The sequence below is a fragment of the Streptomyces sp. G45 genome (assembly GCF_049542095.1).
GTDB lineage: Bacteria > Actinomycetota > Actinomycetes > Streptomycetales > Streptomycetaceae > Streptomyces.
Genome location: NZ_JBMUZU010000001.1, coordinates 23037 through 37308, shown reverse-complemented (window position 1 = coordinate 37308; position 14272 = coordinate 23037). Strand labels below are relative to the sequence as shown.

General features: G+C 71.6%; 9 protein-coding genes and 5 pseudogenes. 9 read left to right on the top strand and 5 right to left on the bottom strand.

The window, feature by feature from the left end:
- Nucleotides 1-16: 16 nt before the first annotated feature.
- From ACOBQU_RS00180 to ACOBQU_RS00170, 3 genes and pseudogenes are all read left to right on the top strand, one after another.
- Nucleotides 17-2215: pseudogene (locus ACOBQU_RS00180) on the top strand (BTAD domain-containing putative transcriptional regulator); the annotation flags it as partial.
- A gap of 47 nt (nt 2216-2262) precedes the next feature.
- Nucleotides 2263-2691: a tetratricopeptide repeat protein gene (locus ACOBQU_RS00175; RefSeq protein WP_423623461.1), complete on the top strand. Its 429-nt coding sequence runs from the start codon at nt 2263-2265 to the stop codon at nt 2689-2691.
- A gap of 255 nt (nt 2692-2946) precedes the next feature.
- Nucleotides 2947-3879: a hypothetical protein gene (locus tag ACOBQU_RS00170; RefSeq protein WP_423623460.1), complete on the top strand. Its 933-nt coding sequence runs from the start codon at nt 2947-2949 to the stop codon at nt 3877-3879.
- Between the two features lie 292 nt (nt 3880-4171).
- Here the strand turns inward: ACOBQU_RS00170 and sigJ are convergent, their stop codons facing one another.
- Entirely contained in the window at nt 4172-5095 is a 924-nt protein-coding gene (sigJ, locus tag ACOBQU_RS00165) for an RNA polymerase sigma factor SigJ (RefSeq protein WP_423623458.1), read from the bottom strand.
- Nucleotides 5096-5197: 102 nt separating this feature from the next.
- Between sigJ and ACOBQU_RS00160 the strand changes: the two genes are divergently transcribed.
- Nucleotides 5198-5575, top strand: a complete 378-nt coding sequence (locus ACOBQU_RS00160) for a hypothetical protein (RefSeq protein ID WP_423623456.1) — start codon at nt 5198-5200, stop codon at nt 5573-5575.
- Nucleotides 5576-5667: 92 nt separating this feature from the next.
- Here ACOBQU_RS00160 and ACOBQU_RS00155 read toward each other — a convergent pair whose 3' ends face one another.
- The 3 genes and pseudogenes from ACOBQU_RS00155 to ACOBQU_RS00145 form a co-directional block, all read right to left on the bottom strand.
- Nucleotides 5668-7215, bottom strand: a complete 1548-nt coding sequence (locus ACOBQU_RS00155) for a hypothetical protein (RefSeq protein ID WP_423623454.1) — start codon at nt 7213-7215, stop codon at nt 5668-5670.
- Nucleotides 7216-7220: 5 nt separating this feature from the next.
- Complete coding sequence (locus ACOBQU_RS00150; RefSeq protein ID WP_423623452.1) at nt 7221-9365, bottom strand: hypothetical protein; 2145 nt, start codon at nt 9363-9365, stop codon at nt 7221-7223.
- A gap of 252 nt (nt 9366-9617) precedes the next feature.
- A pseudogene (locus ACOBQU_RS00145) lies at nt 9618-9957 on the bottom strand (TetR/AcrR family transcriptional regulator C-terminal ligand-binding domain-containing protein); the annotation flags it as partial.
- On the opposite strand from ACOBQU_RS00145, the pseudogene ACOBQU_RS00140 reads away from it, so the two are divergent.
- Nucleotides 9956-10378 (top strand): annotated as a pseudogene (locus ACOBQU_RS00140) (MFS transporter); the annotation flags it as partial. The pseudogenes ACOBQU_RS00145 and ACOBQU_RS00140 sit on opposite strands and share 2 nt — an antisense overlap.
- Before the next feature lie 73 nt (nt 10379-10451).
- On the opposite strand, the gene ACOBQU_RS00135 reads toward ACOBQU_RS00140, so the two are convergent.
- Nucleotides 10452-10814: a hypothetical protein gene (locus ACOBQU_RS00135; protein WP_423623450.1), complete on the bottom strand. Its 363-nt coding sequence runs from the start codon at nt 10812-10814 to the stop codon at nt 10452-10454.
- 500 nt (nt 10815-11314) lie between these two features.
- On the opposite strand from ACOBQU_RS00135, the pseudogene ACOBQU_RS00130 reads away from it, so the two are divergent.
- From ACOBQU_RS00130 to ACOBQU_RS00115, 4 genes and pseudogenes are all read left to right on the top strand, one after another.
- Nucleotides 11315-11431: pseudogene (locus tag ACOBQU_RS00130) on the top strand (zinc-binding dehydrogenase); the annotation flags it as partial.
- A gap of 261 nt (nt 11432-11692) precedes the next feature.
- Nucleotides 11693-12703, top strand: a complete 1011-nt coding sequence (locus tag ACOBQU_RS00125; protein WP_423623449.1) for a quinone oxidoreductase family protein — start codon at nt 11693-11695, stop codon at nt 12701-12703.
- 499 nt (nt 12704-13202) lie between these two features.
- Nucleotides 13203-13673, top strand: a pseudogene (locus ACOBQU_RS00120) (DUF6461 domain-containing protein); the annotation flags it as partial.
- A gap of 178 nt (nt 13674-13851) precedes the next feature.
- Entirely contained in the window at nt 13852-14259 is a 408-nt protein-coding gene (locus tag ACOBQU_RS00115; protein ID WP_423635008.1) for a hypothetical protein, read from the top strand.
- Nucleotides 14260-14272: the final 13 nt, after the last annotated feature.

Genomic DNA, 14272 nt, shown 5'->3' with positions numbered 1-14272 from the left:
GCGCCAGGTCCGCAACATGGCCGGATTGCTCCGCCGCCGCCTCGCCGAGGCGCACCCGACCCGGCCGGAGGCGGCCGACGAGCCACGCCCCGCGCCCCTCATCGTCAGCGACGGGCACGGCTACCGTCTTGTCACACCGGAATCCGCCGTTGACACCCATGTGTTCACCGACGGGGTGGCCGCCGCACGCGCCGCCGAGGCCGCCGGGGACGCGGCCGACGCGGTGACCCGGCTGCGGAGCGTGCTCGCTCTGTGGCGCGGGCCCGCGCTCGACGGGCTGCCGAGCTGGCCGCTCAGATCCGCCGCCGCGGCCCTTGAGGAGCAGCGGCTGTGCGCCCTCGAACACTGCTTCGCGCTGGAGCTCTCCCTGCACCGCCATCTCGCGGTGATCCCCGAACTGTCCTCACTCGTCGCCGAGTTCCCGCTGCGTGAAGGGCTCGTACTGCACCTGATGACGGCCCTGCACCGGGCTGGGCGCCACAGCGACGGGCTGGACGTGTACCGCAGGCACGCCGCCCGGCTCGCCGACGAGACGGGCCTCGACCCCGGCTCAGAGCTGCGGGCGCTGCGAGACACGCTGCTGCGGCCAGGGTCCGAACGGCCAGCACCCGTCATGGCCCACGACGTCCGGCCCACCCCCGCCCAGCTCCCCTTTGACCTACCGACGTTCGTCGGCCGCTGCGAGGAACTGCGCTGGCTGGGATCCGCGCCGACTGCCACCGCCGCATCAGGGCAGAGCACGGCCGTCACCATCGTCTCCGGTGCGCCCGGCACCGGGAAGTCCACACTGGCGCTGCACTGGGCGCACCGCCACCGCCACCACTACCCCGACGGGCAGCTCTTCGCCGACCTGCGCGGGCACGCACCCGGTGGCCCCCGACACCCGGGCGCGGTGCTCGCCGCCTTCCTGAGAGCCCTGGGCGAGGACGCCGGGCGCATACCCACCGACCAGGACGAAGCGGCGGCGCTCTACCGCACGCTGCTGACCGACCGGCGCGTGCTGATCGTCCTGGACGACGCGCGCGACGCCCAGCAGGTCAGACCGCTGCTGCCGGGCAACGGCGACTGCGCCGTACTCGTCACCAGCAGGGAACGCCTCACGGGCCTCACCGTGCGGGACGGCGCCCGACGCCTTGACCTGACCGGGTTCACCGCCTGCGACGGCAGGGCCCTGCTCACCAGGATGCTGGGACCCAAGCGCCCCGCGGCTGAACCGCTGGAGGCCGTGAACGCGCTGCTCGCGGCCTGTGGCGGCCTGCCGCTCGCGCTCGGTATCGCGGCGGCGCGGCTGCGCGACCAGCCGCACGATTCGATCGCCGGGCTCGCCGCCGAACTGGCCGCGTCGGACGACCGGTTGGGCATCCTACGGATCGACGGCGACAGCGGTACGGGAGTACGAGCGGCGTTCGACCACTCCTACGCCGCCCTCGAACCCGCCCCGCGACGGCTGTTCCGCCGCCTCGGCCTGTTCCCCGGACCCGACATCACGCTCGAGGCCGCCGCCGCGCTGGACGGCTCCGGCACACTCGACCGGACCCTGCTGGACCGGCTGGTGCGCGCCCACCTCGTGGAAGAGCGCGGGCCCGGCCTCTACCGTCTCCACGACCTGCTGCGGATCTTCGCCGCCGAGCGTGCGGCGGCGGACGAGACGCCAGCGGCGCGGCGTGCGGCACGCTCCCGCTGGTACGCCTGGTGCCTGCACCACGCGGACGCCGCCGACCGGATCCTCGCACCCCACCGGCGTACGGTCCGGCTGCCCCCTCGGCCACAGTGGCTGACACTCTCCTTCCTCACCACGCAGAACGAGGCCGTCCGATGGTGCGGGGCACAGCGCGCGAACCTCCTGGCCACGATCCATGACGCGTATGCGCACAGAGAGGATGAGATCGCCTGGCAGTTGCCCGCGCTGTTGTGGAGCTATCTGCGCGGCCATCCCGTGCGCGAGGACCAGATCGTCGTCGGTCGCGTCTCGGTCGACGCGGCGCGCCGCATCCACGATCCGCACGCGCAGGCGCTGTCGCTCAACAACCTCGGCTCCGCCTACGACGGCCAGACCGACCCAGCCTCGGCTCTCCCTTGCCTCACCGAGGCCCTGGAGCTGATGCGCCGTACGGGCGACCGGGTCGGCGAGGCGCACGTCCTGGGCAATCTGGGCGCGCACCACGGGTACACAGGTGACGACGTCCGCGCGGTGGACTACTGGAAGGAGGCCCTGGCCGTGCTGCGTGACCTGCCTCCTCCGGGGGATCCGTGGGGGTCTCGATGTTCGAGACCAACATCGGCACCGCCCATTTGCGTGCGGGCCGCTTCGCCGAGGCACGCGACCCGCTGCGCAGGGCCATGGCACTCCACCGCTCCCTCGGCAACGAGGGGATGGTCAGCTTCTCGGTGTCCGCGCTGGGCGTCGTACGGCACGCGCTCGGTGACCCGGAGCGCGCGGTCGCATTCCACCGGCGGGCGCTGAGGATCGCCAACGCCGTCGGCTATCCGAGCCGTCGCGCCACGATCCTGGCGTGCCTGGCGGCCGCGCAGCACGCGCAGGGCGACGTCGCGAACTCCCTGCGGACCTGGGAGGAGGCGCGGGCGCTGTTCGACGCGCTGCCCGAGGCCCACTTCGTGGGGCTGCGCCCACTGTTCAAGGCGCTCGGTTACGCGCCGCCCGCCAGTGCGTGGCGAGTCGGGGGCGTATGAGCAGCGACCGGCTGTCCTCGCCGTATCTCGCTCGGACAGCAGGCCGAGCTCGCGGATGATGTTCTCGGTCAGTGCAGGTGCCATTGAAGGGAGCGGGGGCGGTGCGGCAGAGGGACTGGTTCCTGGCTATCCGAGGGCACTCAACACCCCATAGTGTCGCAAGTGAACTGAAGCGATCAGAAAGTGAAGTTCCTCGCAAGCGACTCATCCCCGTCGGCATCGGCACTTCCGTGCCTGCCCGGAAGGAAGTTCGGCATGCGCAGACGTTCACTACCTGTCTTCTTCACCATCCTCTTCGTACTTCTCGGGGCCCTGGCGGCCCCCGCCGCGGCCCAGCCGTCCCCCGCTCCCGCGCACCCCGGGCCCGCCTCCGCGTCCGCCGTGCAGAGCTGGTCCAACTGGGAGTCCCTCGGCGGCACCCTGACCTCCGGCCCGGCCGTCTCCTCGTGGAGCAACGGTCGACTGGACACGTTCGTCCGCGGCGGCGACAACGCTCTGTGGCACAAGTGGTACGACGGCAACGGCTGGTCCAACTGGGAGTCCCTCGGCGGCACCCTGACCTCCGACCCCGCCGCTGTCTCCTGGGGGCCCGGACGCATCGACGTATTCGTCCGTGGTGGCGACAACGCCCTGTGGCACAAGTGGTACAGCTCCAGCGGCTGGTCCAACTGGGAGTCGTTGGGCGGCACTTTGACGTCGGCTCCTGCTGTGTCGTCGTGGAGCAGTGGCCGGTTGGACGTGTTCGCCCGCGGTGGTGACAACGCGATGTGGCACAAGTGGTATGCCAACGGCTGGTCGGGCTGGGAGTCGTTGGGCGGCACTCTGACGTCGGCCCCCGCAGCCGTGTCCTGGGACAACGGCCGCATCGACACCTTCGTCCGTGGTGGCGACAACGCCCTGTGGCACAAGTGGTACAGCTCCAGCGGCTGGTCCAACTGGGAGTCGTTGGGTGGCACTTTGACGTCGGCTCCTGCTGTGTCGTCGTGGAGCAGTGGCCGGTTGGACGTCTTCGTCCGCGGTGGTGACAACGCGATGTGGCACAAGTGGTATGCCAACGGCTGGTCGGGCTGGGAGTCGTTGGGCGGCACTCTGACGTCGGCCCCCGCGGCCGTGTCCTGGGGATACGGGCGCATCGACACCTTCGTGCGCGGCGGTGACAACGCGATGTGGCACAAGTGGTGGTCATAGCTCCGGCACCGTGAGTACCGGCCCGTCCCTGGACTGCTGACAGCGCCGGAGACCGCTCCCGAGCGGCCCGGCCGGTCCAGCGGCCTGGGCACGGTGCGCCGTCGAGCGCTTGAGCGGCGGCGTCGGACAAGGCCGCGTCCCGCCGGGCTCGCCCGGCGGGACGCGGCGCAGGCGATTCCGATGCACCCGCGGTCAGCCCCGCCCGACCCGCGCGCCGGGGCCGAGGCACCGCCGGTGTGAAGCCGATGAGGAAGAAGGCCCTGATGTCGCCCGCCCCTCCTTCGCCCGAACGTCACCCAAACCGCCGAAGAGCCTCCCGCCCCCAAGGCCGCAGCTTCTCCGGGTTGCGGACGGCCCAGATCCGGGCGACACACCCGTCAGACACATCGAACGACGCCACGGTCATGACGACCCCGGCACGCTGAGCCACCAGCCCCGGCGCACCGTTGACCGACCGCTCCAGAAGTTCGAGCTCAGGAGCCCTGTCGGCGATGGCGACCATGTACTCGGCGATGCGCACGCCTCCCTCGACGGGCCGCAGGACGGCACCGACCATGCCACCACCGTCGGCGGTCATCACGGCGGCCGGATTGAGGAGCCCGACGAGGGCGGCGATGTCCTTGCTCTCCCACGCCTCCTTGACGTGCCGCACTACCTCGGCCTGGCCCGCGGCCGACACCGGAGGGCGCGCCACGTCCAGCCGCCGCCGCGCCGAGGCCGCCAGCTGCTTGCAGGCCGCGGGGGCCCGACCCAGAACCCCGGCGATCTCAGCGAACGGGTACCGGAAGACGTCATGCAGGACGAACGCCACCCGCTCCGCGGGCGTCATCGACTCCAGGACCACGAGGAACGCCATGGTCACCGACTCGTCCAGGACGATCAGGTCGGCGGGGTCCCCGGGCGCGGCGCCGCCCGCCCGGTCCCACTCGGTGCGGTCGGGCAACGGCTCGGGCAGCCACGCACCGACGTAGCGTTCCCGCCGGGCCCGCGCCGAGCCGAGCCGGTCCAGGCAGATGCGGCTGGTGACCGTCGTCAACCAAGCACCGGGGGAGCGGATCTCCTCCTGACGGCTGCGCGGCAGCCCATACCAGCGCGCGAACGCCTCCTGTACGGCGTCCTCGGCTTCCGTCGCCGAACCGAGCAACCGGTAGGCGACATTGATCAGTTGACGTCGCTCACCCGCGATCCCGTCCGTACCGGCCCCGACAGTCCCCATGCCCCCGGCCGCCCCCTCGCCTTACCTTTCCCAGGCCCGCGTCGTCGGGCTGGTGAGACCTTATCGATCTACTGCCCGAAGGGCGGAAAAGGGGACCCCGACATGGCCTCTGAGACGACGGCGACGGCGAACGCGCAGCGCGGCGGCACCTCGTTCCTGCGGATCGCGATCGCCGTGCAGACCCTGACCATCTTCCTGCAGGCGGTCTCCGCCGGACTGCTGATGACCTCGTCCTACGGCGAGACGCTGCACGACGTCGGCGCCCGGGTGATGTACGGGGCGTCGATGCTGTACGTGCTCGCGGCGGTGCTGGCGTGGAAGCGCGGCGGCGGCTCGCCCCGGCCCATCTGGCACGCGTCAGGCTTCCTCGTACTCGCCTCGGTCCAGGTCGTCGTCGGCATAGCGCACGTTCCCTCGGTCCACCTCCCCCTGGGCGTCCTGATGTTCGGCCTGAGCGTGCTGGCACTGGCCCGCCGCTGAAGGAAGAACGGCGGGCGCCCGCTGCGGGAGCCTTCCGGTTCCGCTCAGTCACCAGAGAGGCAGCGGTGAACACACCAAGACCCCCAGACCGCTCATTCGGGTTCGGCGGTGCACTGCGCGCTCGGCGGCCTTCCCTCGGGCCAGGCGAGCTTGTCGAACTGGATGTGCTGCCCTGGTTCGGGAGACAGCCGCACGATGGCGACGGCCTTGTCGTAGGGGGTGCCGTAGCTGTTGAGGCAGATCCAGCCGCTGGCGCCCTTGACCTTCTGACGGCCGTGGAGCCGCGGCCAGGCCGCCGCGATGCTGCGCTGGGAGGGCACCTGGTCCTTGGCGACCACCCGGTTGCGGATACCGGCGATCGCGGTCAGGGCGGAGTCGTGGGCCGTGATGGTACGTCCGTCCGCGAGGCCGGTGGGGCCGATGTCGCCGACGGGGGAGCCGCTTCGGGAGCCCCTGACGAGTCGGCCGAGCGCGTTGAAGTCGTCGGCCGAACCGCCCGTCCGCGGCGGGCGGCCGGTGGTCCAGGCGACCTCATGGGTGATCGTGGTGTACTCGACGGTCAGCCCCGCGCCGTAGGAGAAGGCACCCCAGTCCATCGAGGGGTCCAGAGCGAGAGTGGAAGCGCCCGACACGGTGACCAGCCTGAAGGGCCGGGCCGCGCAACCACGCTTGCCCAGCGCGGCGACGAGATGGCTGAGGGCGCGCGGACGGCCCGAGAAGTAGACCGTGGTCGCCTTGGAGTCGCAGAGGTTGTTCACCATCTGGACGAAGTCGTTGGCCGTGACCCGGTCCGCCTCGTACTGCTCGGGAGCGTACGGCGTCCCCTTGGTCTCGGCCCGGAACGCGGCGCGCAGCGAACGGGCGTAGAGGTCGTTCGAGGAGGTGTCCTCCACGAGGAACGTCTCCTCCGGTTTGACGCGCAGGGAGTGCGTGAGGGCCCGCGCCTGCTCCCGATTGGAAGGGACGACCTTGGCCAGGCCCGGATACCGCCGGGGGTGCCGCGCGTCGTTGGCCAGCCCGTCGGCGGTGATCGGACCGCTGACGACCGCGATGCCCTTGTCGTTGGTCAAGCGGTCGATGGTCTGCTCGGTCCGACCGACGCTGAGGTTGAAGCCGAAGACCGCACGCAGCCGGTGCTTGCGGGACGCCGACATCGCGGCGAGCTGGTCGGTGACCTCCTTCCAACGGTGCATCGTGCGCCCCGGATTGGCCAGGACGAGGCGGATCGGCGGCTCTTCCTGGCTCTCGTGGTTGGCCCGGTACTGGGCGAGGTAGGCCCCCTGCACCTCCCGCAGCACCTCGGTGCGCTCGGCCCGCTGGTCCGGCCGCTGCGTCATCGGGATCATGAGGGCGATGGTCGCGTAGGGCTTGCCGCTGTCAGTGACGCGGTCGTTCTCCTCCTTGATGCGGGCTGACACGTCGCGCAGCTCGTCGATGAAGGCGTACGAGCCGTCGGTGACGCCCGTGCACTCGTCGTCGCCGCCGCGCTCGTCGACCCCGGCGGCACAGGAGGTGTCGCTCAGCCTCAGGCCCACCCACACGCCGAGCGGGACGATGACCGCGGCGACCAGCAGCCAGTGGAGGAACCGCACGATCGGCGGCCGCGCGGTGTGCCACTGCCACCACCGAGGGAAGGGCATGCCCGTCACCCCACCCGCACGACAGGGAGATCGGGGGCCTGCACGCCGTTCACCAAGGCATCGATCCAGCCGTCGGCCGCGACGGTGTCCACGTACGCGTTGTACGCCTGATCGGGGCGCCCGCGGCGGCCGTAGTCGGTGCACAGGGCCTCCAGCGAGGCACGTACGAGGACCGCGCACCGGTCCGCGTGACCCGACGGGGGAGCGGCCGACGGCGCGGACAGCCGCCATACGGACGCCAGCAACAGCCGGATCGCGGCGTGTACCGCGGCCCCGCTGTCCTGATCGGCGCACGCCGGACACGGCGGCAGCTCATCGGCGGCGGGCGCGTGCTCGGGCGCGAAGCCGTCGTAGGCCTGAGGCGCGGCGGCGACGAGGTTGAGGTCGCACAGCCAGTCGGCGGGCGCGCTGCGCAGATAGCGGTGGTGCAACGCCCGTACGACCAGGGAGTCGAAGCAGCCAAGGGCCAGGGCGTGGTGCAGATACCGCGGGTCATGGCGGACCGAGTCGGAGTCCAGCACGTCACCGGGGTTGTAGTGGCCCGCCAGCCGGGAGTGGAGGTGCGACCAGCGCGCCGGGCCGCCCTCGGTGCGCAGCCGGTGGAGCAGGATCGCGCGCAGCGCACGGTCGGTGATCAAGGGGGCTCTGCCGTACACCTGAGGCCAGGGGCGGTGATTCCAGTGGGGCCGCTCCAGGGCACCGTCGAGGAGCCGCCTGATCTGCAGGGCGGGCGCGGGCCCGGGGAGCTGCGGTGCGGCAAGGCGCAGCAGGTCGGCCGCGGCACTCGCCTCAAGGGCGGGCGCGACCGTCAGGGCCTGGTCCCGCAGGGCGGGGTCGGGGAGGAGCTGGTCAAGGAGGGTGTCGGCCAGCGGCTGCGCGGCGTCGGAGGACGGCAGCGAAAGCAGTCCGTCCAGGTCGAGCGGGTCGGGACCCTCGATCCGCTCGACCGCCGCCTCGACCAGCAGCAGGGCGTTGCCCGCGCGGCCCCCGCTGAGTCTCTCGACGACCGCGGGAAGGGAAGCGGGATAGTCGGCGCCGTTGAGCATCGCGCGGATCTGCGGATCGCCCACGTCAGGGATGCCGAGGCGCAGCAGCCACGTCCGGGGTGGGCGGAGTTCGGGGCTGCTCCACGGCGCTTCGGCGGTGGTGGGCGTCAGCTCCGGGGCGGAGCCGCGGCCCAGAGAGGTGGCGAAGACGACGGGCAGCATGTCCCGGCTGTGCCCCGGACGCTGTCGGGCGATGTGCGCGTACCGTTCGACGAACGGCACGAGGAAGCGTTTCCGCAGAGCGTCGTCCACGTTGTCGAGGAGGATGAGCGCGGGGTGGCGGGTCTTGCGCGCCCAGGGGCCGTAGGCGCCGTCGATGTCCGCGAGGAGCGCGTCCATCAGGTGAGCCTCCACGGCCACGCGGTCCGGACCGCGGCGGCGGAACCTCTGGACGATCGTGAACAGGCGCTGCACCGCGTCGCCGTTGGCGTCGGCCAGCTGGGAGCGCCACCACGCGAGCCGGGGAGCGCGCCCCTTGCGGTCGAGGAAGGAATCCGAGGCGGACTGCAGAACGCCCTCAAGGCCCGGCACGCCCGGAAGCAGGCCCGCCACCACCGCGCCCAACGCGGCGAGCCAGCGTCTGAGGAGCGCGTCGCGGACCCGGGGGTCCGGGTGCCGCGCGGTCAGCAGTTCCCTGAGTTCCCCTTCCGCGGCCGTGAGTTCGGCCGGTGGTACGGGGCCCACAGTGGCGGCTTCCCGCCGCCACGCCGTCACCAGCAGCAGCGCGGGGGAGAGCCGCGGGAAGGCCAGGGGGCGGCCGTTCCCCTTGGGGGCGGTGGACAGCTCGTAGCACATCTGGAAGAGGAGATTGGTGACCGGCGAGGCGTTTGCCGAGTCCAGGCGCTCGCGGTCCGTCTGCCCGGCCGCCGAGAACGGCGGCTCGGCGAGGTCCAGCCGGGCCGTGGGCACATGGGCGTGGTATCCGGCGTACAGCGCGTCCAGTACGGCCGTCTTCCCCGTCGCCCGGTCACCGACGATCTCCACGACCGGCTGGCCGTGCGGGAACCCGCGCTTCGTCCACCGTCCTCCGCCGGGCGGCATCCCCAGCATCGCCGGGGCGAGCGCGTCGACCACGGCGTCGAGGTGGTACAGGTGGCGGCCCATCCCGTCCCCCCGGTGCTCGCGTCCCCGTCGGCCCGGTGCGCTCACGCCCCGTGCCATGCCTGCCGTGGCTGTGTGGACAGGACGATAGGCCAGCGTGCGCGGCGCGACAACAACTTCCCTGTGCCGTACGGAAGTTACCTTCCCCAGGCGGTTTCGCAAGCGGTTGCTGGCCGCCCTTGCGCGGCGTCGGGGCCGGGCGCGTGTCGGCGAGCATCACACGGTGCCGTGGCGCCGCGCCCACAGCCTGGTTCCGGGGGCCAGGATGTGGTGCAGCACCTCAAGGGCGTCGGGCGCGGTCGAGCATGGACTGCAACTGCCGGGTGCGTTCGCCGCGCGGGTCGTCACGGGCTTTACGGCCCTGCTGGCCGTTGCTGGACAGGGCGACGGCCAGGTGCAGGACCGCGGGGCCGTCGGGTCCGGTGATTTCGCGGGCCACTTGGGCCGCGTAGGTGCGCAGGTCTCCGGCGAGGCTCCCGGTGTGGGGCATCGGCGAGCGCGTGTTGAGGCGGGTGAGCGCCACGTCGGTGAGCAGTGACTCCAGGTCGCCCCATTGGCGGTGGACGCTGCTGTCGGCCACGCCCGCGCGGGCCGCGGCGTTGCTGGTGTGCAGCCTCGCACCGTCGGTCGGCAGGCTGGTCGCCGGTCGGGTGGTGCAGGGCATCGGGGCCGCCGGGCTGAGCCCCGCGTTGCTGACGCTGCTCGTCGCCGACCTTCCCGCTCCGCGGGAGCGGGTCAGGGTGATCGGGCTGTGGGCCGGGTTGAGCGGCGTCGGCCTGGCCGCGGGTCCCGTGGCGGGCGGCGTGCTGACAGAGGCGTTCGGCTGGCCCGCTGTGTTCCTGGTCAACCTGTCCATCGGCGTGGCCCTGCTTTCTATTGTCCTGCGCCACCTCGGTGAGTCCCGCAACCCGGGTGCTGTCGCGGTCGATGTCCCGGGCTGGGTGCTGTCCGGGCTGGGGGGCGTGCTGACGTACGGGCTGATCGAGGACGGCGGCCGTGGCAGGACCGCACCGCTGCCCTACGCCGCGGTACCCCGGGCCTCGAGTAGCGGCGGTTCCGGGGCTGGCCTTCGATCGGCAGGTGGTGTGGTCACCACAGGATAAGGACGGCACCGTTCCCTCCGGGGGCTGCGTTGTTGCCGTTCTTGCCGATCAGGCCGGGGTCGCCGCTGCCTGGCGTGCCGCCGTTGATGTTGGGCGTGCCGCCCGAGCCGCCGTCGCCGAAGGTACCGGCGTGCCCGCCGCCGCCCGCGGGGGCCGTCACGAAGGGGAGTTGGCCGATACCGGCCACCGCGACGGTGGTGTCGTTACGGGGCAGGACGGCGAGCTTCTGCTGGCCGTCGGTGCCGTCGCCGCCGCTGGAGCCGTGGTCGTTGTTCCTGGCGCCGCCCGCACCTACGCCGCCGCACGACCTGCCGGTGGTGCCCGAGTTCGGTGCGCCGACGTCGATCACCAGGGGGGACCGTTGCTGGCCGTCGGAGCAAGGGCCTGGTTGCTCTCGCGCACGGTGTACGCCTTCCCTGAGGGGGATCTCGTAGCGGCCGACCGCGGACTGCGGGACCGACTCGCGCTCAGCATCCCCGAGACCCGCATCCCCTGCCCGCCCACTACGCAGATCGGCCGCCCGGACCGGCTCGCGACCCGGTACGGATGGCCGCCAGGTGTGGCCGCATGCTGTCCGGCCCGTCGCGGCGCATCCGAAGGTGTCGCCCGTTCCGGCCTCCCGGCGATGTGTCTGAGGTCGGCCCCGGAGCGTGCTGAACGGTTCGGCCCGGTCGGCGCGCGCACGGATCCTGGCCTCCGCCGGTCTTCGGCGGGATCGGGCCGTGGGCGAAGCAGGCAGCCAGGTGCGGTAGCGGCGCAGGGCCTGCCGCTGCTGCCGCTGCTCCGCGAGCAGCGCGACCGCCGGGTGGATGGTGGGCCTGGGCTCGCTGCCGCGGACGACGCGGCGCGAAGGCCGTGATCACCGCCGAGGTACGCGAACGGGTCTGGCCCCTCATCGAGGACGGCACCGTCGCGCACGTCGTCGACCGCACCCTCCCGCTCGCCGACGCCGCAGAAGCGCACCGCCGCGCGGATATCCGCTGCTCAACTGGTATCCGTGGTTCCTGCGGAGTGCAGGATCACGCCCCCTGCAACGGTTTTGCGAACGCCAGAGCTGCGCCTTGTGGTGCGGAAGCGGCCAGTGGCGCATTCGTCGGCCCTTGACGGCCTCGGTCTGCTGTCCCAGACCCGGGGTGCGAAGCAGGCGTCTCAGTGGGCTGGGCTGCTTGCCGGGAATTGGATCTCCATCAACGGGGTTGGCGAGGGATGAACCGTTATTGGAGGGTCATGCAAGCGATTCAGGTGTACGAAGTGGGCGGTCCCGAGGTGCTGCAGGAGGCCACGGTGGACCAGCCGCGGCCGGGTCCGGGCGAGGCGGTCGTGGAGGTCGCTGCCTCCGGGGTCAACTTCCTCGACGTCTACCACCGCGAAGGCCGGTACAGTCTCCCGCTGCCCTTCACCCCGGGTACTGAGGGCGCTGGCACGGTCGTTGAAGTTGGACCCGGCGTCGCTGACGTCGCAGTGGGGGACCGGGTCGGTTGGGTGGAGATTCCCGGCACGTATGCCGAGCGGGCCGTCGTGGACTCCTCCCGGCTGGTGCCGCTGCCCGACGACATCGGCTTCGAGACCGCCGCTGCCGTGCTCCTCCAAGGCATGACCGCGCACTATCTCGTCACAGACGCCTACCCGGTCCAGCGGGGTGACACGGTGCTCGTGCACGCGGCCGCTGGTGGCATGGGGCTGCTTTTGACCCAGCTCATCACCCATCTCGGCGGCAGGGTGATCGGCACGACGTCGACCACGGCGAAGGCCGAGCTGGCGAAGCGTGCCGGGGCCGCCGAGGTGATCCTCTACTCCGCAGTCGACGATCTCGCAGCCGAGGTGAGGCGGCTCAACGGCGGCCAGGGACTGCCGGTTGTCTTCGACGGCGTCGGCGCGCACACCTTCGACGCGAGCCTCGCCAGCCTGCGAACCCGCGGCCATCTCGTGCTCTTCGGCGCGGCAAGTGGTGCCGTGCCGCCGTTTGATCCGATTCGGCTCGCCCAGGGTGGTTCGCTGACCCTGATCCGGCCCAGCCTCGGGGACTTCATCGCCGATCGGTCCGAACTGCTCCGACGGGCCGCCGATGTGTTCGAGTGGGTGCGCTCCAAGGCGCTTGAGGTGACCGTAACGGGCCGCTACGCACTGTCCGAGGCCGCCCAGGCCCACAGCGACCTGGAGGCTCGGCGTACCACCGGCAAGCTCCTCCTCGTACCCGACGCGGCCGCGATCGGCCACCACGAGGAGACACAGAGCTGATCGCGGGCAACAAGGTCGGGGATCTTGGAGGTTGAGAGGCCGAGGGCAAGGCCGACCGTCATCGCCTAGATCCCCGACAGCGTCACCTCCTCAAGCCGTGCACCACAGGCGTTGCGGCTGATGTGATCACCTGGACCGCCTCTGAGCTGCGAGCATTCCTCCCGCGCACGCGCGGAGCCCCGGAGAATGGCCGGGTACTTCGACTGCTCGGGCGAGGACATCGAGCGGGACTGGGTGGCGCGCACGGGCTGCTCCTTCGGGAGAGGCCTCGCGTTTGGTGTGCTTGGTGAGCGCCTGTGCTCTTCGGTGCCGGTGCCCAGCTCGCTCGGCCTGCAGGACGTCGAGCACGGCGGGGAACACGGCCTGGACACCTCACCTGGAGAGCAACGTGAGCCTCGACAGCCTGGGCTGCCGCGGCCTTCCAAGTTCGGCGCTCCTAGCGGATACGATCCGCCTGGCCGGGCCCAGTGTGTCAGTGGGAGCGGTAACAATCCCGCCTATGACCTCACCTCAGCGCCTTGACGAGCTTCTCACTGACATGCACTTGGAGGAGGCCGCCACGTTCACAGCCGTGCACGGCGCCGACGAGGACACCGTGATCCACCTCTTCGGCGGTACCCCCGCACGACCCAGCCCTCTGCGCCTGGAGGACTTGGGCGAGTACGACGACGGGGACGTGATACTGGTCTCCCGGTCAGGACCGGCGGTTGTCGTCGTTGAACGCAACAACTATCAGGGTGCGCGCGAGGAAGTGCTGCGCCCGCTGTCCCGCCTCGGCCGTACCGCCAGCGCCCACTGGAGCCTTAACGCGGCCTGCCGCCTGAGCCTGGCCGAGAACGGTCTGATCTCCTCTTCCTTCGACACGCTCGATCCCGAGAACGCCTACGGTGCGCGCCCCGGCGCCTGGCAGCCTCTGTTGCACGACCTCGACCTGGAAGGCAGCAGCGGCAGCGGCGCGAGCCTGGCGGCCCTTGAGCGTGCCACAGGCGCACGGTTCGACCAGGCGTGGGTACAGGGCACGCACCGCGCCGTGCAGATCACCCAGTGCCTGACTACCTGCTCGGGCAGGAGCACATCCACTCCCCCTGCTGAAGCGGGAGCCCTTCATCAGCTACCTGGCCGCTTTGGGGCCCGCCACACTGGGGCGGATGCGCCGCCACGCCTTGGACCTGGCCCTGGCCCACGCCGACCTGCGCGCGCACCCCCTGGCCCTGGCCGCCCTCACCGCGGACACCCTCCCAGTCGCGGCGCGCGAGCGGCTGCGCGAGGACCTCACGGCCGCCCACGACCAGGCGCTCCCGCGGGCGTTCGCGATGCTGGACAAGGAGCCTGAGGACGTCGAAGTCGAGTGGGAGCGTCCCTCACACCTCGTCTTCCGCCAAGCCATCGTCTTCGACGCCCTCGCCCAGTGCGTCGCCGCCCACCTGCCCACCCCGGCCCATCGCCTGCCGGACGTCCTCAGCGACCTTTCCTCGGCGATGACCGGGGATGGTGCACGGGTCCGTGAGTTCTCGATGGTCCAGCACCTCCACGACGCGGCACTGCGCACAGCATGACGTTCGGTGCACC